The organism is Sporomusa termitida (assembly GCF_007641255.1).
Taxonomy (GTDB): domain Bacteria; phylum Bacillota; class Negativicutes; order Sporomusales; family Sporomusaceae; genus Sporomusa; species Sporomusa termitida.
Genome location: NZ_CP036259.1, coordinates 1,899,839 through 1,921,149, shown reverse-complemented (window position 1 = coordinate 1,921,149; position 21,311 = coordinate 1,899,839). Strand labels below are relative to the sequence as shown.

Sequence of the window (21,311 nt, the reverse complement as noted above, 5' to 3'; positions counted from 1 at the left end):
GCCTCCGATCTATTCAGATCTTATTTCCTGCAAAAGCTTACGGTCAAGCGGACTTAACTCGGCGTTAACCAACAAATCCGGCCGCCGTTCCAGCGTTGCCCGCAACGATTCCTTACGCCGCCAGGTCTCAATTTTGGCATGGTCGCCTGAAAGCAGAATATCGGGAACCGCCCAGCCGTTAAACTCGCGCGGGCGTGTATATTGAGGATATTCCAGCAGACCATTATAAAACGAATCATGCTGAGCACCATCATTGGCCCCAAGCACACCCGGTATCATCCGGGCTACAGCATCAGCAATCACCATGGCCGGGAGTTCACCGCCTGTCAGCACATAATCACCAATGGAAATGGCTTCATCAACTACATGCCGGCGAATCCGGGCATCAATGCCTTCATAATGGCCGCAAACAAAGACAAGCTGCTCATAGCCGGCCAGCTCCCGGGCTTTAGCCTGATCAAAAACCTGACCGCCCGGACACATTAATATTACCCGTTTATTTAGAGTATTATTGGCATTAACTACACTTTCCACAGCACGAAATATTGGTTCAGGCTTCATAACCATACCTGATCCCCCCCCAAAGGGATAATCATCAACAATACGATGTTTATCGTAAGTAAAATCCCGGGGGTTGGTCACCTGTACAGAGATAAGCCCGCCGGCCTGAGCCCGCTTTAAAATACTATGACCGAGCGGTCCGGTAAACATCTCGGGAAATAACGAAATAAAATCAATACGCATAACGCCTCGTTAATCCATTTCTTCCTGAAGTTTTACCAGCATTTTTTTACCGGCAATATCAATCTGTTTGACTACCTCTTTAATTGCAGGCACCAGCAGCTCCTGCTTGTCTTGTGTCTCAATGACATAGACGTCATTGCTGCCAGGCTGCAGGACATCGGTTATGATCCCCAGTAGTTCGCCTTCTTCATTGAACACATTGAGACCAATAATATCAAAAATATAATACTGGCCTGCCGGCAGTTGAACCAGATCCTCCCGCCCGATTTTTAACAGCTTACCGCTTAAATTCCCGGCCTCATTCATCGTGTTGATACCGGCAAACTTAAGTAAAATAAACTTTTTATGCGGCCGGGCCGACTCCAGTTGCATTTGCCCCACATTTTCGACATATACTGTCTTCAGCGCATGGAAACGGTCAGGGAAATCAGTAAGCGGGAATATACGAACATCACCCCGCACACCGTGCGGGGCAACAATCTTACCGATGGTTATCAGATCAGTTTCAGGCATACTAACTACGGAAAGCAATGATTTTGCCGTCTTCCAGCAAAATTTCGGTCGCCATCAGTTTATGCAGGTCATCACCAAGACTTATGGCAACGACACGATCCATAGTACCCTGAACGATTTCCGCACCAATTTCCAGTTGTGCTGTCTCTTTTAGTTTTTCCAACATATGATTTTTAAATTCAAAGCGTTTTTGACGTTCAGCATCAATCTGCTGCCGCAAGCCAACAAGCCCCTGCGCGTCTTGTTTCGCCTGCTCAGTCATCATCCGCTTGGCATGAAACTCAATTTGCTGGAGTTCTATGTCGGCTTTTTTTATGGCTTCCTGAATTTCAGCCGCCAGATGCGCCTTGAGGTCTTCTGTTACTTTAGCTTTAATGGTCACCGGACACTTAATTGTCAAGCTCTCAATGCCAGCCATTTATTCCACCCCTTTGGTTCAGATTAATAGCTTATTTATAATATTTCCACCATTACTCGTTTGTTTTCCCGGGTGGCGGCAGCTTTAACTACAGTGCGAATGGCTTTGGCGATACGGCCTTGTTTGCCAATTATTTTCCCCATATCTTCCGGGGCCACATGCAGTTCATAGACTGTACCCGAATTATCGGTTGTCTCATTCACATTGACTTGTTCCGGGTTTTTCACTAATGCTTTGGCGATAACTTCGACTAGTTCCTTCATGTAGTTATCACGCCTCGTTTCTCTACGCTTCTTTCTTAGTACGTTTTACTTCATCCCATTTTTTCAGGACACCTGCTTTGCTGAGCAGGTTTTTCACAGTATCAGTAGGTTGAGCACCTTTTTGCAACCATTCCAGGGCTTTGTCTTCATCAATCTTGATTACACCCGGTTCGGTTGTAGAGTCGTAATGTCCCAGATTCTCAATAAAGCGTCCGTCCCGCGGCGAACGGGAATCAGCCACTACTATGCGATAGAAAGGACGTTTCTTAGCGCCCATGCGTTTTAAACGGATTTTAACTGCCATTATAGTCACCTCCTTCTCAAAATATCCCCAATTATGTGTAAAATGTATTAACGCATAAACGGAAGTTTAAAGCTTGGCTTTTTGCCGCTTTTCTGCATTTCCTGGATGCGTTTCATCATCTTTTTGGCTTCACCAAACTGCTTAAGCAGTCTGTTAACATCCTGAACGCGGGTACCGCTGCCCAGCGCGATACGCTTGCGCCGGCTGCCGTTAATAATCGCCGGGTCCCGCCGCTCCTTCGCCGTCATTGAACGGATAATCGCAATAATATGCTTTATTTCTTTATCATCCATATCCATCCCCTGCAGCTGTTTCAGCTTACCCATACCGGGAATCATGCCGAGAATCTGATCAAGGGGTCCCAAGTTTCGGACCTGTTCAATCTGTTCCAGGAAATCATCCAGAGTAAACGCTTCTTTCCTCAGTTTCTTCTGCATTTCCTGGGCTTTTTCCAGATTTATGGCCGACTCAGCCTTTTCAATAAAACTGAGAACATCACCCATTCCCAAAATGCGCGAAGCCATACGGTCCGGATGAAATGGTTCCAGAGCATCAAGTTTTTCGCCCATACCGGCAAACTTGATCGGCTGACCGGTAACGGCCTTGATTGACAAGGCAGCACCACCACGGGCATCACCGTCAAGCTTAGTCAGAATAATACCATCCAGCCCAAGCTCATTATTAAAAGACTCGGCAACATTCACTGCATCCTGACCGGTCATAGCGTCAACCACCAGCAGGATTTCATGGGGCTTAACCGTCTGCTTGATCGACTTGAGCTCATTCATCAGCTCTTCATTAATATGCAGCCGGCCGGCAGTATCAATAATCACGATATCACGGGCCATCATCAGCGCCTGGTCAACTGCTTTTTTAGCAATGTTAACCGGATTCTCCTGCCCGAGCGTAAATACTGGAACTTCAAGCTTCTCGCCTAAAACCTCCAGCTGCTTTATCGCCGCCGGGCGATAGATATCGGCTGCTACCATGAGCGGCCGTTTGCCCTGGCGCTTTAACAGATGGGCCAGCTTACCGGCTGTTGTGGTCTTGCCTGCCCCCTGCAAACCGACCAGCATAATAACCGTTGGCGGCCGCGAGGCAATGGCAATACGGCTTTGCGTCCCCCCCATCAGGTTGGTAAGTTCCTCGTTGACAATTTTTATGACGTGTTGGGCAGGCGTCAGGCTGTCAAGCACCTCTTGCCCAATGGCCCGTTCTTTAATTTTAGCCACTAAATCTTTTACTACTTTAAAGTTGACATCAGCCTCCAAGAGGGCCATCCGCACCTCTTTGAGGGCATCGGTAACATCAGTTTCCGACAATTTACCTCTGCCCCGCAGCTTTTTAAAAGTTTGCTGAAGTTTATCGGCCAAGCTCTCAAAAACCATGATTATGTCACACCTCCCGGGTGTCTTCCAGCAATGAATGTAACTGCCTCAGGGCCTGACTCAATTCAGGCAGATTCCGTATTGTAGGCGGTAGCTGTCCCAAGCTGCTGACAACGGCAGCAATTAGCCTGCGTTCCTCGCTGTAACGGGCAGCCAGACCAAGTTTTTTTTCGTATTCCTCTAAGGTGCGTTCAGCCCGTCGCAAGATGTCATGAACAGCCTGACGGGATACACCGAACTCATCCGCTATTTCAGCCAGTGATAGGTCCTGCAGATAATGCATATTTAGGCATTCCCGCTGTTTATCAGTTAACAGTGCGTTATAAAAATCGTAAAGCTGCCCCACCCGTAGCACTTTATTCAACATGCGATCCATACATTCACCTGCTTAAGTGACAAGGTAAATTCCTTTACACCATTGATTATAGCGAAAACAAAATGGCATGTCAAGTAAAATTACTTGTCGGCAAATAGGGCACCGGCAAACTCGGCAGCAGCAAAGGGCCGGAGATCATTTACGCCTTCCCCCACCCCTATCCATTTAACAGGCAAACTAAGTTCATTATTAATAGCAATGACAACCCCGCCTTTGGCCGTCCCGTCTAATTTCGTAAGTACTACCCCTGATAATGTCACCGCATCGCCAAACAGCTTGGCCTGGTTTATCGCATTTTGCCCGGTAGTAGCGTCAAGTACCAATAAGGTTTCATGCGGTGCCTCCGGAATTTCTTTGGCAATTACCCTGTTTATCTTTTTTAGTTCTTCCATCAGGTTTGATTTAGTATGCAGGCGGCCGGCGGTATCAATAATAATGATATCCACTTTTCGGGCTTTTGCGGCCTGGACGGCATCAAAAGCCACAGCCGCAGGATCAGAGCCTTCGGCATGCTTAATCACTTCTGTACCGGTACGCTGCCCCCAGACCTCAAGCTGGTCGATAGCCGCCGCCCGGAAGGTATCGGCAGCGGCAATAAGAACTTTTTTTCCCTCTTCCTGATAATAACTGGCTAGTTTACCAATGGTAGTGGTTTTGCCCACACCATTTACACCAACAATCAGCATTACCACCGGCGGTTTATGGGAAATCGGTTCAGCTACGGCTTTGTCCAGCAGCATGGCACTGATTTTTGTTTGTAAAAAGGGTTTTAGGTCATCAGGCGAATTAATCTCTTTACTCTTAATACCATTGCGGATTTCTGCCATCAAGGTGGCAGTAGTAGGTACGCCCACATCAGCCGACAGCAATACGGCCTCAACATCATCAAGAAATTCATCATCGATGGTGGCATAACCAATCACCAACTGCTCGATTTTCTCAGTAAAACTCTTTCTGGTTTTTTCCAGGCCTGCCTTTAATTTATTAAAGAAACCCATCCTTCAGTCCTCCAACCATTTCCGATTCTTATTACCCGACTTTATCCATAAACTTTACTGAAATCAGCCGGGATATTCCCGACTCCTCCATGGTGACACCATGGAGGACACCGGCAGCTTCCATAGTCCCCTTACGGTGAGTCACGACAATAAACTGGGTACTTTGCGCGTAGTCCCGTAAAAATTCACTAAAGCGCTGGACATTGGCTTCATCAAGCGCTGCGTCGATTTCATCCACTACACAAAACGGGGCCGGCCGGTATGTTAATATGGCAAATAAGAGGGCAATTACGGTAAGTGCCCTCTCGCCGCCTGATAACAGGGCCAGGTTCTGCAATTTCTTGCCCGGCGGCTGCACAATAATATCGATTCCGGTCTCCAGGATATTGCCTGGCTCAAGCAAGACAAGCTCGGCCCGGCCGCCACCAAACAAGCGAACAAACACCTCACCGAAATATTGGCTTATCAATGTAAACGCGGTGTTAAACTGGCGCGACATAGTGGAGTCAATATCTTTAAGGACTGATGTCAAATATTCCTTGGCCTGCAGCAAATCATTCGACTGCTCCTGCAAGAAATTATACCGTTCCTGAACCCGTTTATGTTCATCAATAGCTGCCGGATTAATCGGTCCAAGGGCAGCAATTTGACGTTCAAGATGAGTTATCATTTGCAATAATTGTTCAATAGACTCTGATTTTTTCAAGGCCCTGGCTGCTTCAACCGTTAAGGCCATTTGCCCGGTGATCTGCTCATTACACGTGGCTGCTTCATAGCTGTATTTAGTGATGAGCAGCTCTGTTTCATGCAGGCGGGCCTGTAAATCGTTGCTTTGCCGGCGCAGCTCTTTTATCTCTTTATCTAATCGCTGGCTATTTACCAGCAATTCCAGTTTTGCGGCATAATGCACCTGGCGTACTTCCGCCAACCGGCCTTTGGCCGCCTGCATATTTTCTTTGCGGCCCGCCAAGGCAACAAGTTCGGCCTGGGCTTGTCCGATCTCAGCCTGAAGCTGGTTTTCTTCTGCCCGCAGGCGGGCAAGGTCAGCCGCCAGGGCAGCAAGGGTCTGCTTATATTGTTCACAGGCTGAACCGGTAACGGCTATGTCCTGGGTAGTAACGCTCACTCTAATCTTGGCATCTGTTAGCTCTTCGGCTACAGACTGCTGCTCAGCTTTAACTGCCCTTAGCTCGCTTTGCCAGTCAGCAACCTGGGTTTTATGACTGCTGTCCCGGTTTGCCAGTAAGGCAATCGCCGCCTTACTATCTTCAATTTTTTGCCGGCACTGGCTGCTTTCCTGCTGGCACTCAGCAATTTCAGCACTTAGTGTTTTGAGGGCCAGCTCATATCTGCCGGCATCAGAACCAGCCTTATCTATATAAATAGTCAACTCGGCCTGGCGAAGCTCGGCCTCACCGGCTTGGGACTCAAGCCCGGTAATTTGGGAATTAATCCCCGTAATCGCACTCTCTAAAGCTGCTTTTTCCTGTTCACAACTCAGCCTTTTATTCTGCAAAACCGCCAGTTTCTGCTTAAGTACACCAATTTCATTAGTTCTGGCCATAAAGCTGGCTTCTTTTCTGGCCACACTGCCGCCTGTCAGCGATCCCCCGGGATTAACTATTTCCCCATCAAGCGTAACAATCCGGAACGAAAAACCGCCGTTCCGGGCAATGCCAAGCGCATCATCAATGGTGCCGGCAATAATGATCCGCCCTAAAAGATAATTGATTACAGGCCGGAACCGCTCATCAACCGCAACCACATCAGCAGCAAAACCAAGGGCGCCTGACTGACCGGCTGCCAGCAGCTCAGCCTCTCTGGGTCTGGTTAATCTGATTGTATTTAAAGGTAAAAACGTTGCCCGGCCCAGATTCTGCATTTTTAAAAAAGCAATAGCCTGCTTGGCGGTTTGCTCCGTATCAGCGACAAGGTGCTGCTGAGCCCCGCCGAGTGCCACCTCAATGGCATTGACATATTTATCGGGAACGGTTATTAGCTGGGCAACCGCGCCACAAATGCCATCCCGCCAGGAATGGCGGCTTTTTAGTATCCCTTTTATTGCCCGGCCGAATCCTTCTAATTCATATTGCATGCTTGTCAGGACGCTGAGCCGGGAAGAGGTTTCCTGCACTGTTCCGAGCAACTGCTGTTCTTTTGCGGCCTCTACTTTAAAACGATTCTCCAGAGGAATTATCTCCTGCCTTAAGGCCGCCGCCTGTCTTTTTAATGCCTGCTGGGCGGTAACAAGACAATGCAATTCTTGCTGAAGCTCCGTTTTCCTGGTATTAACCTCACACTGTTGCTGCCGGTACCCGGCGTATTCTTCCTGGAGCTTATTGCCCCGGACGGATAAGGCCGCCAAGTCACGCTCCTGTACATGCAGGTTGTTACGTTCATTAACAGACTGCTGCAAATGGTCAAATGTCACTTCCTGACCGGCGGCTAATTGCTGCTCGATCTGTCTGATACTGGCAATAAGCTGATCATTACGGGTGTTTTGAGCGGCTATCTCTTGTTGAACAGCAAGCTGCTGCTGCTGTTTAATCGCCAGGCTGTTCTGCAGTTCAGCCAGCTTTTCCCCTGCCGCTTCCTGTTCAGCCCCAAGCCGTATGGCAGCCTCGTTAAGACGCAATTTAGCCTTACAGCCCTGCTCAATTCGTTCACTCAATATTCCACTCCGGCTATCAAGCCGTTCTATTTCCGTTGCGACCTCACTGATCTCTTTATCAGTATGGGCAATTTGCGCATCGGTTTGAGCCGCCTGCAGCACCAGCGATTCCTTTGCGGTTTCCGTTGATGTTAACCGGGTTTGGGCGGCAATGCTGCTGTCGGTTAAGTGGGTCTGCTCCAGGTTGGCGCTTGCTACCAGCCGTTCTGCCTTGCTCAAGCGTTCCAGCAGTACTGTAGCCTGACAGGCGATCAGTTCAGCATTCAGCTTATTAAAAGTGCCGGTCCTGGCTGCGCTTTCCTTTAACGGCTCCAGCTGGCTTTCCAGCTCTGAGGTAATATCACTGACCCGGATGAGATTTTGTTCGGTATCATCCAGCTTACGCAAGGCTTCCCGCTTACGTTGTTTATACTTAGTTATACCGGCTGCCTCTTCAAATAAGAGCCGCCGTTCCTCCGGCTTGCTGCTCAAAATTTCATCAACTTTGTTCTGCCCGATCACCGTCATTGACTCACGGCCCAGCCCGGTGTCGGCCAGAATATCATGGATATCCTTAAGGCGGCAGGGCGTTTTGTTAATATAATATTCGCTGTCGCCTGATCTAAATACACGTCTGGTAATGGTCACCTCACTGAAGTCTAACGGCAGCCGCCCGTCGGTGTTGTCAAAGATCAATGACACCTCTGCTACCCCCAGCGGCCTGCGGTTAGCACTGCCTACAAAAATGACATCTTCCAGCCTGGTGCCCCGCAGGGTCCGCAGGCTCTGCTCGCCAAGCGCCCAGCGAATGGCATCGGAAATATTGCTTTTACCGCTGCCGTTTGGACCGACAATCGCTGTTATTCCCCGGCCAAACTCTAATTCTGTTCTTTCGGCAAATGATTTGAAGCCATAGGCCTCTAGTCTGCGCAGCAACACAAGCATCACCCTTACCTGTATAATTAGGTCAATCAAAATTTTACCACGGGCTGGTACAGTATTCAAGTAAATATAAAAAAGCCTGCCGCATCTGCCAACAGGCTTCTTCACATCAGGTCAGATCATTAACGGGGTTCAACAATGAATCTAATGGCGGTACGTTCTTCCCCGTCAATAGTAATCTCCGCAAATGCCGGTATGGTAATCAAATCAATGCCATTGGGAGCGACAAAACCACGTGAAATCGCAATCGCCTTGATAGCCTGATTAACCGCCCCTGCACCTACTGCCTGCACCTCTGCGCTGCCTCGTTCGCGCAAAACTGCCGCCAGAGCGCCTGCTACGGATTTAGGATTTGATTGTGCAGATACTTTCAGCACTTCCATTTTTCGCTCTCCTCCTTTGAATTCAGGGCCTATGCTATAAAGGTATTCTGCTTATTTCCTAAAAATTCCTTCTTTTACATGATTTTTAAATCGAATTTATCATATTTTTGTTAAGCAGATAGTCTTGTCCACCACAGGTAAACAAAAGGGTGGCCCGGGGGACGAGCGCCTCTGCCTGCAGGGTAATTTTCGCAATATTATAGGCCTGCTGCAATCCAGCGATATTGTTATTATAGTGTCCTCTAACTTTAGAACAGTCCTGCGGATGATGGCGTATAAGCAAATGCTCCTGACAGCCGGCAATACCCTGTTCAACAAAACCGGCCAGCATTAGGTAAAATATATGGGCATCCACAAGCTCGCCAAAGGCAGGATGGTAAGGCCCGGCCAGTACAGTACCCTCGCGGTCAAGCTCTGCTGAAGCCTGCAAACCAACCCGGATAACAGCAATGCCCCGGCGCTCAAAAGCAAGTTTCATATAGGCAGAACGCACCGTCGCCTGCGGCAGGGAAAGAGGCTGGTAAGCGCCCCGTTGATAAAGTCCGGCCAGGGGGGTGCCCTGAATAACCACCGCCGGATAAATGCGGACAAAATCAGGAGAAAGAGCAAGGGCACGCTGCACGGTCTTAAGCAAACTCAGCCAGTCCTCACCCGGCAGGCCGGGCATAAACTGCAGCCCACAGCGTAAAGAAGTCTTTTTTAACAGGGTAACAGCCTGAGCGACAGACTTGCAGTCATGTCCCCGGGCCGCAGCAGCCAGCACAGTGTCATCCAGCGATTGAACACCTAACTCAACGACAGTTACTCCTCGCTCAAGCAAATTATTGACAATAGGTTCATTGATACAATCAGGTCTGGTGGACAGACGAATCCCCTGAATATGACCCTGTAAACGGGCTTCGGTAGCCGGGGCCAGCAGTTCATTTTGCATAGCCTCAGGCAGAGCAGTAAAGCTGCCGCCGTAAAAAGCTACCTCAACCTGCCGTTTTTGTTTGAAGGCCGCCAGCCGGTCAGCAATCATTGTCCTCACCTGCCTGGCAGTAACAGGTGTTGGCCGTCCGGTTATACTTTGCTGATTGCAAAAGATACATTGATGCCGGCACCCCAGATGGGGAATAAATATCGGTATAATGTAATGTTTCATCATGCTCCTTGTATAGAAAGGACGGCCCCTCTGGCCGCCCTGTTCAGCTTATTCGGTTATTGTGCCAAACTTCACCAGCGCCTGTCTGGCCGCCTGCTGTTCAGCTTCTTTCTTGCTTTTACCCCAACCGGTTCCCATGCGTTCACTGTTAATAATAACTGCAACTTCAAAAGACTTGTCATGATCAGGGCCGCGTTCGTTAATCACTTCATAAGCAATTTTACTCTCGTTATTTTTTTGCACAATTTCCTGCAGCCAGGTTTTATAGTCTTTAAAGTAGTCACCGCCTTCAACCAGAATCAGTTCTGATTTCAATTGGTTTAACACATAGCGGGCAGCACTTTTAAAGCCTCCGTCAAGATATACGGCACCAATAATTGACTCAAACGCATCGGCGAGAATGGATATGCGCTCCCGCCCGCCAGACAGCGCCTCCCCTTTACCCAGCAGCAGATATTCGCCAATACCCAAGGCCAGCGCCCGTTTAGCCAGGGTTTGTTCGCACACGACCTGCGCCCGGGCTTTGGTAAGCTCACCTTCCGGTAAATGGGGACACTGACTGAATAAATAGGAACTGATAATTAAATCTAGAACTGCATCGCCTAAAAACTCCAGGCGCTCGTTGTGCCGGACATTAGCGCCTTTGGTTTCATTAGCATAGGAAGTATGGGTAAGAGCCTGGTGCAACAGCTTATAATCATGAAATGTCACTCCCAACCTGCGGCATAACTCGGCTAATGCCTGTAGGCGAGTGCTATCCGGAAGCCCTTTAGTTTCTTTCATAGCGAACAGTTTACGCCTGGTACTTTTTCACCAGGATGGTTGCATTGTGACCGCCGAAGCCAAATGAGTTCGAAAGGGCCACATTCACAACATGCTCCTGTGCTTTATTAGGTACGTAATCCAGGTCGAGTTCAGGATCTTGGCTTTCCAGATTAATTGTCGGCGGAATGATACCATTGGTTATCGTAAGTACGGTGGCAATGGTTTCAATCCCGCCAGCCGCACCTAACAGGTGTCCGGTCATCGATTTTATCGAACTGATTTTAAGTTTTTTAGCGTGCTCACCAAACAAAGATTTGATTGCCAGGGTCTCATTTTTGTCGTTTAACGGCGTTGAAGTGCCATGAGCATTAATATAATCTACTTCTGCCGGCTCAATGCCGCCATCGTTAAGAGCCATCGCCATGCATTTTGCAGCCTGGGCACCTTCTGGCGCCGGGGCTGTAATATGATAGGCATCAGCATTAAAACCATAGCCGACAATCTCCGCATAAATTTTGGCCCCCCGGGCTAAGGCATGCTCCAGCGATTCCATAATAATAACCCCGGCACCTTCACCCATAATAAAGCCACTGCGGTCCTTATCGAAAGGACGTGAAGCTTTTTGCGGTTCGTCATTACGGGTAGACATTGCCTTCATTGCGCAGAATCCGGCTACAGCCGCCGGCGAAATTGCTGCTTCCGTCCCCCCGGCAACCATAACCTCGGCATCGCCGCGCTGGATGATCTTAAAGGCATCACCAATCGCATTGGTCCCGGTGGCACAGGCGGTAACCACACAGCTGCAGGGTCCCTGCAGGCCAAAAGTAATTGAGGTTTGACCGGCAGGCATATTAGCAATCATCATCGGTACAAAAAATGGACTGATGCGGCCCGGCCCTTTGTCAAACAAAGTTTTATACTGGTCATGCAGCGTATCTATACCACCAATGCCGGTGCCGACTACAGTTCCGATCCGGCTGCGGTCTTCCTGCTCTAATACAATACCGGAATCTTCGAACGCCATTTTAGCGGCGGCAATGGCAAACTGCGTGCAGCGGTCCATACGCTTGGCTTCTTTTTTATCGATATATTGGGCCGGTTCAAAGTTTTTTACTTCCCCGGCAATCTGGGTCGTATATTCACTGGGATCAAACCGGCTTATGCGGTCAATGCCTGATTTACCGGCAATCAACGCCTGCCAAAAATTTTCTGTGCCGATACCGACAGGTGTAATCGCCCCTAGCCCTGTAATTACAACGCGTTTTTTCAAAAAAGGTCACCTCACTAGTTTATTTCTTCAACTTCTTTTAGAAGCCGTGCAAAAATTTCTTTGACAGGTAAAATTTCATCTATTTTATGAATATACTCACCGGTAAATATCAGCCCTGTATCAACATCCCCCTGCTGAGCCCGAATAAGCGCATTGATAATACAAAAGTTCTGTTGACAATGTTTTAAGCAGGCAACACAGCTTTTAGGACCTTCCGTGGTACACTCAAGAATTTTCTTAGCAAAAGGATTTTTTATGGCCTGTCCCGGTAAGCCTACGGGACTTTTAATTAAGACCACATCTTCATGTTTAGCCTTAAGATAAAATTCTTTCAGAGCCGGAGCCGCATTAGACTCCTCACTGGCGGCAAATCTTGTCCCCATTTGTACGCCATCGGCCCCAAGCTTCATAACTTCAACAATATCCCGGCCGAACATAATCCCGCCGGCGCCAATCACCGGAATGCTTACAGCATTTTTAATATCTGGTAAGACGGCCCGCAAAGGCTGGTCGGTTCCTAAATGCCCCCCGGCTTCCTTACCTTCGACAACGATGGCTGCGGCCCCCAGCTTTTGCGAAATTTTGGCGGCTTTAACCGATGACACAATAGGCACGATTGGAGTACCAGACTTTTTTCCCATCGGAAATACATCACGAGAAAACCCGGCTCCTGCCACTACCAAATCAATGCCTTCATCAATGGCAGTGTCAACATAACGGGCAAACTCTCTGGCCGCCACCATAATGTTTATACCAACTATCCCCTTTGTTAAGCTACGGGCCAGGCGAATTTCGTAACGCAATTCCTCAAAACCCATGCCCGATGCTGCAATAAGTCCGATACCGCCAGCTTCAGCCACTGCTGCTGCCAAACGGGCAGTGGAGAGTCTTATCGCCATGCCCCCCTGGATAATAGGAATCTTAGCAACAAGTTGGCCAATTTTAAGCTCCGGAAGTTTCAAGTAACAACTCCTCCAATCAATAACCCTACCATAAGCTTACTACAAATCATTACCTTTAAGAAAGTCCCGCGAAAAAGCTTCCACGGGACTTTCTTTCATCTACCAAAGGCAATGTCTCACTCCGATGACGGTAAAACGTTAAATTACGCCTGTTTTTCCTTGTCTATGTACTCCACAGCGTCTTTTACTGTTTTAATTTTTTCAGCTATTTCGTCCGGAATTTCGATGCTGAATTCCTCTTCAAAGGCCATAATCAATTCAACAATATCCAGCGAATCAGCGCCGAGATCGTCAATGAAAGTAGAATTCATAGCTACGTCTGCTTCATCAACGCCGAGCTGTTCAACAACGATTTCTTTAACCTTGTCAAAAGTTGTCATGATGGGTGTTCACCTCCTTCCAAGGCAGTTTCAACCATCTATTACATTACCATACCACCGTCAACATTTAAAGTCTGCCCGGTAATATAATTTGCAGATTCTGTTGCCAGAAATACGGCGGCAGCGGCCACGTCTTCAGCCGTCCCCAGACGGCTAAGGGGAATTTTGGTGGCCAATTCGCTTTTTACCTGCTCAGACAGACTATGCGTCATATCAGTGGCAATAAAACCTGGCGCAATAGCATTGACTGTTATACCGCGTGAGGCCAATTCTTTGGCCATAGACTTAGTAAAGCCAATGACCCCGGCCTTGGCAGCCGCATAATTTGCCTGCCCCGCATTGCCCATCAGCCCGACAACTGAAGTCATATTGATGATTTTACCGCTTCTTTGCTTCATCATAATTTTAGACACTGCCTTAGTACAATAGAATACCCCTTTTAGATTGGTATTTATCACAGCATCCCAATCTTCGTCTTTCATACGCAGCAACAGTGTGTCACGGGTTATGCCGGCATTGTTGACCAGGATATCAATCTTGCCATAAGCCTCGACGGTTTTCTTTACCAGGCTATCCACGGCTGCCGCATTGGCTACGTCCGCCTGGACAGTAATTGCAGCACCGCCCTTATCAGTGATGGTTTTACGCACCTCTTCCGCCGCGGCCGCATTGCCGGCATAATTAATGACCACTTTGGCCCCAACATTGGCCAGCGCAATGGCGATTGCCCGGCCAATGCCTCTGGATGCGCCGGTAACAATTGCCACATGTCCATCTAAATGCATTTTAGCGAACCTCCTTAAAATAATCAAGGATTTTTTCTAAAGAAGCCGCATCTTCAATATTTAATGTTGTTATCTCTTTGGCTATTTTCTTGGTAAAGCCGGTGAGAACCTTGCCCGGGCCGACCTCGATAAACGTAGTTACGCCCTGCCCTGTAATCTGGGCCACGCAATCTTCCCATAGTACCGGACTGGCAGCCTGCTTTACCAGTAATTCTTTGATAGCTCCACCTTGAGTCGCTGGTTTCCCATCAACATTTGCTACTACCGGAATGCTAGCCTCTTTAATATCCACCTTATCCAGTTCAGTGCTCAGTTTTTGCGCGGCCGGCCGCATCAGCGTGCTGTGAAACGGAGCGCTTACAGGTAATAAAATTGCCCGTTTTGCCCCTGCCGCCTTTAACAGTTCATTCGCCCGTTCCACAGCCTGAGTAGTACCGGCAATAACAATCTGACCAGGGCAGTTGAAATTTACGGCCTGTACAGCCCCAACCTCAGCTTCTACCTGTTGGCAGATTTCAACAACCTTAGCCCGTTCAAGACCGATAATGGCAGCCATACTGCCCTCGCCCAAAGGCACAGCCTCCTGCATAAACTGGCCACGTTGTCTTACCAGTTGAACCGCATCGCTAAAAGCAAGCGAGCCGGCGGCAACTAACGCGGAATACTCACCCAGGCTATGACCGGCAACTATATCGGGCTTAATACCATTAAGTTTGAGAACTTCATAACAGGCCACACTAACCGTCAGGATAGCCGGCTGGGTGTTATAGGTCTTTTTAAGCTCTTCCTCCGGACCATTAAAACACAAATCGGTAATTGAAAAACCAAGCGCTTCATCAGCCGACTTGAAAATAGCCTGGACTACATCATATTTTTCATACAGATCTTTTCCCATACCTACGGCCTGAGAGCCCTGTCCAGGAAAAACAAAAGCAAGTTTTCCCATTTCTTTCCCTCCTTATGTATTTGTTGAATATTAAATTTTCTGCGAAAGTTCACCAAAGACCCGGGGAATATTTTGTACGATATCCTGCATGATTTCATCAACCGGGCGAATGGCGGTTATCATGCCGGCTATCTGTCCAACCATAACTGAACCATAATTCACATCACCGTCACGGACAGCTGCTTTTAGCTTACCGACTCCCAGCTGGTCCAGTTCTTCAATTGTGGCGCCGTTTTTTTCTAATTCAGCAAAATCACGGGTGAGTTTATTGGCAATAACCCGGACCGGGTGCCCTGTGGAAATACCGTTAACAATAGTAGAACGTTCTTTGGCTTTGACAATGGCCGCCTTATAATTAGGATGCGCCGTACACTCCACCGAGGCGGCAAACAGGGTTCCGATTTGCACCCCTTGAGCCCCTAAAGCCAGCGCCGCCACCACACCACGGGCATCGCCAATACCACCGGCGGCAATGACCGGCACCCGGACAGCATCAGCCACCAGGGGCACCAAAGTCATCGTTGTCACTTCTCCGACATGGCCGCCGCTTTCCATGCCTTCGGCAATAATGGCATCAATGCCGACACGCTCTAAGCGTCTGGCCAGAGCGACCGAGGCCACTACCGGAATCACTTTGGTACCAATCGCTTTTAACGCCGGAATATATTCCCCCGGATTGCCGGCACCGGTAGTAACCACCGCTACCCGTTCGTCAATGACGACCTGCATAACCTCTTTAACAAAGGGTGACATCAGCATAATATTGACACCAAAAGGTTTGTCTGTCAAACTCTTAGCCTTGATAATTTCTGCTTTGAGTGCAGCAGGCGGCATATGGCCGGCACCGATAAGGCCCAGACCACCTGCATTGGAGACGGCGGCTGCTAATTCTGCCGTAGCTACCCACGCCATACCTCCCTGCAAAATAGGATATTTAATATTTAAAAGCTGGCAGAGTTTGCTATTTAACAATAGTTTCGGCCTCCTTGCACCATTTTATAACAGCCGAGGCCCAGGTTAACCCAGCACCAAAACCCACCAGGACAACAACATCACCCTGTTTTATTTTACCGCTGTGTACAGCTTCATCAAGCGCAATGGGAATAGACGCGGCCGAAGTATTGCCGTATTTATCAACATTAACCATAACCTTGTCTAAAGGTAATTTGAGGCGCTTAGCCGCTGACTGAATAATCCGGATGTTGGCCTGGTGGGGAATGAGGCAGTCCACGTCACCGGCAGTCAGGCCGGCATCTGCCAAGGCCTTGGCGGCAGCCTCGCCCATAACTTTAACAGCAAACTTAAATACCTCATTACCATTCATATGGATAAAGTGCATTTTTTGGGCAATCGTATCAGGTGTTGCCGGATTGCGTGAACCGCCGGCAGGTAGTTTCAGGAGATCGCCGCCGGCGCCGTCGGCGCCCAGGTGAGCTGCCAAAATACCACAGCCCGGCGTTGTTTCCGCCAGCACCACAGCCCCGGCACCATCACCAAATAAAACGCAGGTGTTACGATCGCTCCAATCGAGTATTTTTGAAAGTGCCTCGGCGCCGACCACCAGTACTTTCTTATACAAACCGGCCTTGATAAACTGACTGCCGGCTACCATCCCATAAACAAACCCCGAACAACCTGCCGCCAAATCAAACGCGGCCGCATTGACTGCTTTAATATTGGCCTGTACAAGGCAGGCAACCGAAGGAAACAGCATATCCGGTGTCGCCGTGGCGACAATGATAAGATCAAGTTCTTCGGCGGCTACCCCGGCATCAGCCAGTGCTTGTTGTGCTGCCCTGCTGGCTAAATCAGAGGTTGCCTCACTCGGACCCGCTATTCGCCGTTCCCGAATGCCAGTCCTCTCAGCAATCCATTCGTCAGAGGTTTCTACTATGCTCTCTAGATCTTTATTCGTCATTATCTTTTCCGGAACATATGTGCCGATGCCAATAATGCCTACTGCTTTATTATTCATTGGTTACAACCCCCTCCTTAGCAATGTTTTCACGGATATGGGCAACAACATCCTGTTCGGTAAACTCCTTAGCTACCCTGATGGCATTTTTAATCGCCTTAGCCCGCGAACTGCCATGGCAGATAATAAAACCGCCATTTACACCTAACAGCGGCGCTCCGCCATATTCAGCATAGTCAAGTTTTTTCTTCAGCCCCCGCAAAGCCGGCAATACAAACATAGAAGCCATTTTTGTCCAAAAACCGCTGCTCTTAATGGAGTCTTTTACTAACTGCAAAATAGCCCCGGCCATTCCTTCACCCAGTTTTAAAACAATATTCCCCACAAAGCCATCGCAAACAACAACATCCACTGATCCTCTAGGGATATCCCGGCCTTCAACATTGCCAATAAAGTTCACAGTACTTAGTTGCTGCAACAGCGGATAAGTGGCAAGTACCTGCTCATTGCCTTTACTTTCTTCTTCACCGATATTTAAAAGGCCGACCCTGGGCCTGGGAATATTCAGCACATACTCAGCATAAATGGCACCCATAATCGCATTTTGCACCAGATGTTTCGGCTTGCTGTCAACCTGGGCCCCGGAATCCACGAGCACCGTCGTGCCGGTGAGATTTGGCATCGGCGTGGCTATCGCCGGGCGTTCAATCCCCTTTATGCGTCCCAGGCCAAGCAGTGCGGCAGCTACTGCCGCCCCGGTACTGCCGGCGCATATCGCCACATCGCACTGCCCCTGTTTCACCAAACCGGTGGCAACAACTACGGAGGCATCCTTTTTCTTGCGGACAGCAGCCCCGGGGGACTCATGCGTATCTATAACTTCACTGGCGTGATGTATCCTAATATTGAAATTTTGCCAATCACCAAGGCGGTCAAGTGATTGGGTAATTTGAGCTTGGTCGCCGACTAAAACAATCTCAATGTTTTCTTCGGTGTACTCTTTGGCAGCTTGTAACGCACCCAGGACAATTTCATCAGGTGCATAATCTCCGCCCATAGCATCAACGGCAACCTTCATTCAATATCTCCTTTCACAAAACCATAAATACAATAATATATCTAAATTATATCTAAATTACAGCTTCTCTTATTTATGCAAATCCGGCTCCAGTGACACCATAATAAACTTAGCCCGGAAAACCTCCTGACTATCATTCCTAGTTTTTACCCAAATAAAATATTTATTGCCTCGTTTTTTAACAACCTCAGCCCTGGAGACCAGTTTATCCCCCTCATGGACGGCAATCTTATACTTTATATTGGCTACCCCGGTTACAGCCACCGGGGCATCAATAATTGCCAGCGCCAAAGAATTGGCCTGGGCAAAAATATAGTGTCCACGTGCTACTTTGTTCTTCTCAAATACCATGTCAGGGGTTACAGTCATTAGAGATATCCCGGTTTTACCTAATTCCAGATCTATTAATTCGCCGACAACATCTGTACTGGCAATTGTTTTCAGCTTATTTTGCGCCTCTTCGGCCATCTGCTTAGTCCGCTCCCTGAGTTCAGGTATACCAAGCTCCAGCCGGTCAAGGCGAATTGTCTGCACACTAACACGCAAATAAGCTGCCAGTTCCTCGTCCGTAAAAAACGGGGTGGTCACTAGCTTCTCTTTTAACTGTTCCTGTCTTATTTTCTTTTGAACTCGCGCCATTACATCACCTAGTTTTATCAGTAAGTTATATTACCAATTGATAGCATTAATTATAGCTAGTTACTATCGGGATTGCAAGTAAAAAAGTGAGCAAGATAAAATTTTAATTGCCTTTTATCTTGCTCACTCATTATTTTTTTATTCTGCTGCAACCACAACTTTACCATTATAATGACCACAATCAGGACACACACGGTGAGGCATTTTCTTTTCATGACACTGGGGGCATTCGACCAAACCCGGGATTGTAAGTTTCCAATTAGCACGACGCTTGTCACGACGGGCTTTAGACATTTTGCGCTTAGGTACTGCCATCTATTTCCACCTCCTTAACAACATTGACCACTTGTCATTCTCAGTCCTTAACCAAGAGTTTTTCTAAAACGGCAAGACGTGGATCAACTTTCACCGGGTTGCAGCCGCAGGTATTGGTGTTTAAGTTGACTCCGCACTCCGGGCATAACCCCCGGCAGCTTGCACTGCAGACAGGTTTAATCGGCTCAGCCAGCAAAAGATTCTCACGGACTAAATCTGTGATATCAATTTCATCACCGTTAAAATAGTTAATATCCAGCGCCAAAGCATCGCCTGACGCCGGCCCAGCTTCTTTATATTCCTCACTGAATGCAATCGTAAGTGACGTAACCATGTCTTCCAGACAACAACTGCAGCATTGATTTAATGTGGTCCGGATTTCTCCGCTCACCGCATAAATCATTCCTTTATTTACAACACAGCCATCAACCATCATATTCTCAGTCCATACTTCCGGCTGATCAAGACCTAGCTCTCCGGCTGATGTTTTACAGGAAAATGCTTGCGTGGTCCCTGGATTTTTTTTTAACTGGGATACATTAATTTTCATCATTTTCCACCAACCTTCATCTATTATAGCTACCCGCCGGAGGTTTGTCAAGGCAATAAGAAAAGCAGGGAACTGTACCTTGCGTCACCTAAAATTTGAGATCTAATCCAAATAGTTAGGTGACGCAAGGTACTAGTGTCCCTGCTTATCATGCGAAAACCGTAAAAGGGTTATGCAAGATTGCTGCAAATTGCTCTTGTATCGCGGGCAATAACCAGTTCTTCATTGGTGGGAATGACAAAGATTTTAACCTTAGCTCCTTCCACGCTGATTTCCTGTGCTTTGCCGCGGACATTATTTTTATCAGGGTCAATACGGGTACCAAGATATTCAAGGCCGTTGGAGATTTTATCCCGCATACTGATAGAATTTTCGCCAAGACCGGCAGTAAACACAATGGCATCAACCCCGCCCATAGCGGCGACGTAAGAGCCGATAAATTTGCGCACCCGGTAGGCAAACATCTCCAGGGCCAGTTCAGAACGCTCATTACCGGAATTGGCGGCATCCTCAATGTCCCTGAAATCGCTTGATACACCGGAAACACCAAGTACACCGGATTTTTTGTTCAAATAATTATCAACCTGATCTGTCGTCATATTTTCTTTCTTCATTAAAAACGGAATAATTGCAGGGTCAATGCCACCGGAACGGGTACCCATGACAAGACCTTCAAGCGGGGTAAAGCCCATGCTGGTATCAATGCATTTACCGTGCTTAATGGCGGCAATGCTGGCGCCATTGCCCAGGTGACAGGTAATGATGCGGAGGTTGGTCACATGCTCGCCCATAAGCTCTGCCGCCTGCTGCGAAACATACTTGTGGGAAGTGCCGTGGAAGCCATACCTTCTGATGCCATATTTTTCGTAGGCTTCATACGGCAGCGCATACAAAAAGGCATATTTGGGCATTGTTTGATGAAATGCCGTATCAAAAACAGCTACCTGAGGAATTCCCGGCATAATTTCAGCACAGGCATTTATACCCATAATATTAGGCGGGTTATGCAGCGGCGCCATCTCGATACACTCTTCCAGGACCGTCATAACCGCCGGCGTAATTAATACCGAGTCGGCGAATTTTTCACCGCCATGCACAACCCGGTGGCCAACGGCAGCAATCTCCTTCATGCTGTCAATTACGCCATGTTCAGCAGCGGTAAGAGCTTCAATAACAAGCTTAATGCCAATACTATGGTTAGTAATATCGGCATTAATAATTACTTTATTCTTCCCTTCCGGCTGATGGGTTAATACGGCTCCCTCCAGGCCGATACGTTCAACCAGACCTTTTGCCAACACAGACTCATCCAGCATATTGACCAGTTGGTACTTGATTGAGGAACTTCCGCAGTTAACAACTAAAACTTTCACAACAAAATCCTCCCTGTTTCTTTAATATGTATTGGTGTGGCAGGTCACTAGTACCTCATCTTTCTTAAAACCGATGGAATAGTTTGCGTAGATTTTTTCGCAATGCAAGGCGGAGGACGCTAACTGATTCAGTAAGATCTGCTGTAATGAGACCGGTAGGTAATAGGTCTCTTATTACTTGCACGGGCCGCACATATCGGACATATGTAA

General features: G+C 48.1%; 24 protein-coding genes. All 24 read right to left on the bottom strand.

Annotated elements, in window-relative coordinates; all coding sequences use genetic code 11:
• Positions 1 to 9: 9 nt before the first annotated feature.
• Positions 10 to 744, bottom strand: coding sequence for a tRNA (guanosine(37)-N1)-methyltransferase TrmD (gene trmD, locus SPTER_RS08720; RefSeq protein ID WP_144350050.1), 735 nt, complete (start codon positions 742 to 744; stop codon positions 10 to 12).
• A gap of 9 nt (positions 745 to 753) precedes the next feature.
• On the bottom strand, positions 754 to 1,257 hold the full coding sequence (gene rimM, locus SPTER_RS08715; protein WP_144350049.1) for a ribosome maturation factor RimM: 504 nt from the start codon (positions 1,255 to 1,257) through the stop codon (positions 754 to 756).
• A gap of 1 nt (position 1,258) precedes the next feature.
• Complete coding sequence (locus tag SPTER_RS08710) at positions 1,259 to 1,675, bottom strand: YlqD family protein (RefSeq protein ID WP_246105539.1); 417 nt, start codon at positions 1,673 to 1,675, stop codon at positions 1,259 to 1,261.
• A 35-nt stretch (positions 1,676 to 1,710) separates the two neighbouring features.
• A complete protein-coding gene (locus tag SPTER_RS08705; protein WP_144350048.1) occupies positions 1,711 to 1,938 on the bottom strand; it encodes a KH domain-containing protein in 228 nt (75 codons plus the stop codon).
• Positions 1,939 to 1,960: 22 nt separating this feature from the next.
• A complete protein-coding gene (gene rpsP / locus SPTER_RS08700) occupies positions 1,961 to 2,242 on the bottom strand; it encodes a 30S ribosomal protein S16 (protein WP_144350047.1) in 282 nt (93 codons plus the stop codon).
• Positions 2,243 to 2,289: 47 nt separating this feature from the next.
• Positions 2,290 to 3,630, bottom strand: coding sequence for a signal recognition particle protein (gene ffh / locus SPTER_RS08695; protein ID WP_144350046.1), 1,341 nt, complete (start codon positions 3,628 to 3,630; stop codon positions 2,290 to 2,292).
• 7 nt (positions 3,631 to 3,637) lie between these two features.
• Positions 3,638 to 4,006: a YlxM family DNA-binding protein gene (gene ylxM / locus SPTER_RS08690; RefSeq protein ID WP_246105538.1), complete on the bottom strand. Its 369-nt coding sequence runs from the start codon at positions 4,004 to 4,006 to the stop codon at positions 3,638 to 3,640.
• A gap of 80 nt (positions 4,007 to 4,086) precedes the next feature.
• Complete coding sequence (gene ftsY, locus SPTER_RS08685) at positions 4,087 to 5,004, bottom strand: signal recognition particle-docking protein FtsY (RefSeq protein ID WP_144350045.1); 918 nt, start codon at positions 5,002 to 5,004, stop codon at positions 4,087 to 4,089.
• A 31-nt stretch (positions 5,005 to 5,035) separates the two neighbouring features.
• A complete protein-coding gene (gene smc / locus SPTER_RS08680) occupies positions 5,036 to 8,593 on the bottom strand; it encodes a chromosome segregation protein SMC (protein WP_144352816.1) in 3,558 nt (1,185 codons plus the stop codon).
• A gap of 125 nt (positions 8,594 to 8,718) precedes the next feature.
• Positions 8,719 to 8,979 (bottom strand): stage V sporulation protein S, encoded by a 261-nt coding sequence (locus SPTER_RS08675; protein WP_144350044.1) that lies wholly within the window; start codon positions 8,977 to 8,979, stop codon positions 8,719 to 8,721.
• Between the two features lie 85 nt (positions 8,980 to 9,064).
• A complete protein-coding gene (locus SPTER_RS08670) occupies positions 9,065 to 10,126 on the bottom strand; it encodes an elongator complex protein 3 (protein ID WP_144350043.1) in 1,062 nt (353 codons plus the stop codon).
• Between the two features lie 45 nt (positions 10,127 to 10,171).
• Positions 10,172 to 10,906, bottom strand: coding sequence for a ribonuclease III (rnc, locus tag SPTER_RS08665; RefSeq protein ID WP_144350042.1), 735 nt, complete (start codon positions 10,904 to 10,906; stop codon positions 10,172 to 10,174).
• 10 nt (positions 10,907 to 10,916) lie between these two features.
• Positions 10,917 to 12,158: a beta-ketoacyl-ACP synthase II gene (gene fabF, locus SPTER_RS08660; protein ID WP_144350041.1), complete on the bottom strand. Its 1,242-nt coding sequence runs from the start codon at positions 12,156 to 12,158 to the stop codon at positions 10,917 to 10,919.
• A gap of 14 nt (positions 12,159 to 12,172) precedes the next feature.
• Positions 12,173 to 13,120 (bottom strand): NAD(P)H-dependent flavin oxidoreductase, encoded by a 948-nt coding sequence (locus SPTER_RS08655; protein ID WP_144350040.1) that lies wholly within the window; start codon positions 13,118 to 13,120, stop codon positions 12,173 to 12,175.
• A gap of 143 nt (positions 13,121 to 13,263) precedes the next feature.
• Positions 13,264 to 13,500, bottom strand: a complete 237-nt coding sequence (locus SPTER_RS08650; RefSeq protein WP_084575468.1) for an acyl carrier protein — start codon at positions 13,498 to 13,500, stop codon at positions 13,264 to 13,266.
• 41 nt (positions 13,501 to 13,541) lie between these two features.
• Entirely contained in the window at positions 13,542 to 14,285 is a 744-nt protein-coding gene (gene fabG, locus SPTER_RS08645; RefSeq protein ID WP_144350039.1) for a 3-oxoacyl-[acyl-carrier-protein] reductase, read from the bottom strand.
• 1 nt (position 14,286) lies between these two features.
• Entirely contained in the window at positions 14,287 to 15,231 is a 945-nt protein-coding gene (gene fabD / locus SPTER_RS08640) for an ACP S-malonyltransferase (RefSeq protein WP_144350038.1), read from the bottom strand.
• A 30-nt stretch (positions 15,232 to 15,261) separates the two neighbouring features.
• The gene (locus SPTER_RS08635) at positions 15,262 to 16,143 is read right to left on the bottom strand and encodes a DUF561 domain-containing protein (RefSeq protein ID WP_246105610.1); all 882 of its coding nucleotides are present in this window, start codon (positions 16,141 to 16,143) and stop codon (positions 15,262 to 15,264) included.
• Positions 16,144 to 16,192: 49 nt separating this feature from the next.
• Positions 16,193 to 17,206 carry a beta-ketoacyl-ACP synthase III gene (locus SPTER_RS08630; RefSeq protein ID WP_144350036.1) on the bottom strand — a complete coding sequence of 338 codons (1,014 nt, stop codon included), beginning with the start codon at positions 17,204 to 17,206 and terminating at the stop codon, positions 16,193 to 16,195.
• Positions 17,199 to 18,224, bottom strand: a complete 1,026-nt coding sequence (plsX, locus tag SPTER_RS08625; protein WP_144350035.1) for a phosphate acyltransferase PlsX — start codon at positions 18,222 to 18,224, stop codon at positions 17,199 to 17,201. Before plsX ends, SPTER_RS08630 begins: the two co-directional genes overlap by 8 nt.
• 69 nt (positions 18,225 to 18,293) lie before the next feature.
• On the bottom strand, positions 18,294 to 18,863 hold the full coding sequence (gene fapR, locus SPTER_RS08620; protein WP_144350034.1) for a transcription factor FapR: 570 nt from the start codon (positions 18,861 to 18,863) through the stop codon (positions 18,294 to 18,296).
• A 138-nt stretch (positions 18,864 to 19,001) separates the two neighbouring features.
• A complete protein-coding gene (rpmF, locus tag SPTER_RS08615; protein ID WP_084575475.1) occupies positions 19,002 to 19,178 on the bottom strand; it encodes a 50S ribosomal protein L32 in 177 nt (58 codons plus the stop codon).
• A gap of 40 nt (positions 19,179 to 19,218) precedes the next feature.
• The gene (locus SPTER_RS08610; RefSeq protein ID WP_246105536.1) at positions 19,219 to 19,731 is read right to left on the bottom strand and encodes a YceD family protein; all 513 of its coding nucleotides are present in this window, start codon (positions 19,729 to 19,731) and stop codon (positions 19,219 to 19,221) included.
• A 167-nt stretch (positions 19,732 to 19,898) separates the two neighbouring features.
• Positions 19,899 to 21,101: an acetate/propionate family kinase gene (locus SPTER_RS08605; RefSeq protein WP_144350033.1), complete on the bottom strand. Its 1,203-nt coding sequence runs from the start codon at positions 21,099 to 21,101 to the stop codon at positions 19,899 to 19,901.
• Positions 21,102 to 21,311: the final 210 nt, after the last annotated feature.

Excerpts from the sequence above, each read along its gene's own strand:
- SPTER_RS08710 (WP_246105539.1), bottom strand. The coding sequence starts at position 1,675 with ATGGCTGGCATTGAGAGCTTGACAATTAAGTGTCCGGTGACCATTAAA.
- fabD (WP_144350038.1), bottom strand. The coding sequence starts at position 15,231 with ATGGGAAAACTTGCTTTTGTTTTTCCTGGACAGGGCTCTCAGGCCGTA.
- SPTER_RS08610 (WP_246105536.1), bottom strand. The coding sequence starts at position 19,731 with ATGATGAAAATTAATGTATCCCAGTTAAAAAAAAATCCAGGGACCACG.
- fapR (WP_144350034.1), bottom strand. The coding sequence starts at position 18,863 with ATGGCGCGAGTTCAAAAGAAAATAAGACAGGAACAGTTAAAAGAGAAG.
- ylxM (WP_246105538.1), bottom strand. The coding sequence starts at position 4,006 with ATGGATCGCATGTTGAATAAAGTGCTACGGGTGGGGCAGCTTTACGAT.
- rpmF (WP_084575475.1), bottom strand. The coding sequence starts at position 19,178 with ATGGCAGTACCTAAGCGCAAAATGTCTAAAGCCCGTCGTGACAAGCGT.
- SPTER_RS08670 (WP_144350043.1), bottom strand. The coding sequence starts at position 10,126 with ATGATGAAACATTACATTATACCGATATTTATTCCCCATCTGGGGTGC.
- SPTER_RS08630 (WP_144350036.1), bottom strand. The coding sequence starts at position 17,206 with ATGAATAATAAAGCAGTAGGCATTATTGGCATCGGCACATATGTTCCG.
- SPTER_RS08675 (WP_144350044.1), bottom strand. The coding sequence starts at position 8,979 with ATGGAAGTGCTGAAAGTATCTGCACAATCAAATCCTAAATCCGTAGCA.
- rpsP (WP_144350047.1), bottom strand. The coding sequence starts at position 2,242 with ATGGCAGTTAAAATCCGTTTAAAACGCATGGGCGCTAAGAAACGTCCT.
- plsX (WP_144350035.1), bottom strand. The coding sequence starts at position 18,224 with ATGAAGGTTGCCGTTGATGCTATGGGCGGAGATTATGCACCTGATGAA.
- ffh (WP_144350046.1), bottom strand. The coding sequence starts at position 3,630 with ATGGTTTTTGAGAGCTTGGCCGATAAACTTCAGCAAACTTTTAAAAAG.
- ftsY (WP_144350045.1), bottom strand. The coding sequence starts at position 5,004 with ATGGGTTTCTTTAATAAATTAAAGGCAGGCCTGGAAAAAACCAGAAAG.
- trmD (WP_144350050.1), bottom strand. The coding sequence starts at position 744 with ATGCGTATTGATTTTATTTCGTTATTTCCCGAGATGTTTACCGGACCG.
- rnc (WP_144350042.1), bottom strand. The coding sequence starts at position 10,906 with ATGAAAGAAACTAAAGGGCTTCCGGATAGCACTCGCCTACAGGCATTA.
- SPTER_RS08635 (WP_246105610.1), bottom strand. The coding sequence starts at position 16,143 with ATGGCGTGGGTAGCTACGGCAGAATTAGCAGCCGCCGTCTCCAATGCA.
- rimM (WP_144350049.1), bottom strand. The coding sequence starts at position 1,257 with ATGCCTGAAACTGATCTGATAACCATCGGTAAGATTGTTGCCCCGCAC.
- SPTER_RS08705 (WP_144350048.1), bottom strand. The coding sequence starts at position 1,938 with ATGAAGGAACTAGTCGAAGTTATCGCCAAAGCATTAGTGAAAAACCCG.
- SPTER_RS08650 (WP_084575468.1), bottom strand. The coding sequence starts at position 13,500 with ATGACAACTTTTGACAAGGTTAAAGAAATCGTTGTTGAACAGCTCGGC.
- fabG (WP_144350039.1), bottom strand. The coding sequence starts at position 14,285 with ATGCATTTAGATGGACATGTGGCAATTGTTACCGGCGCATCCAGAGGC.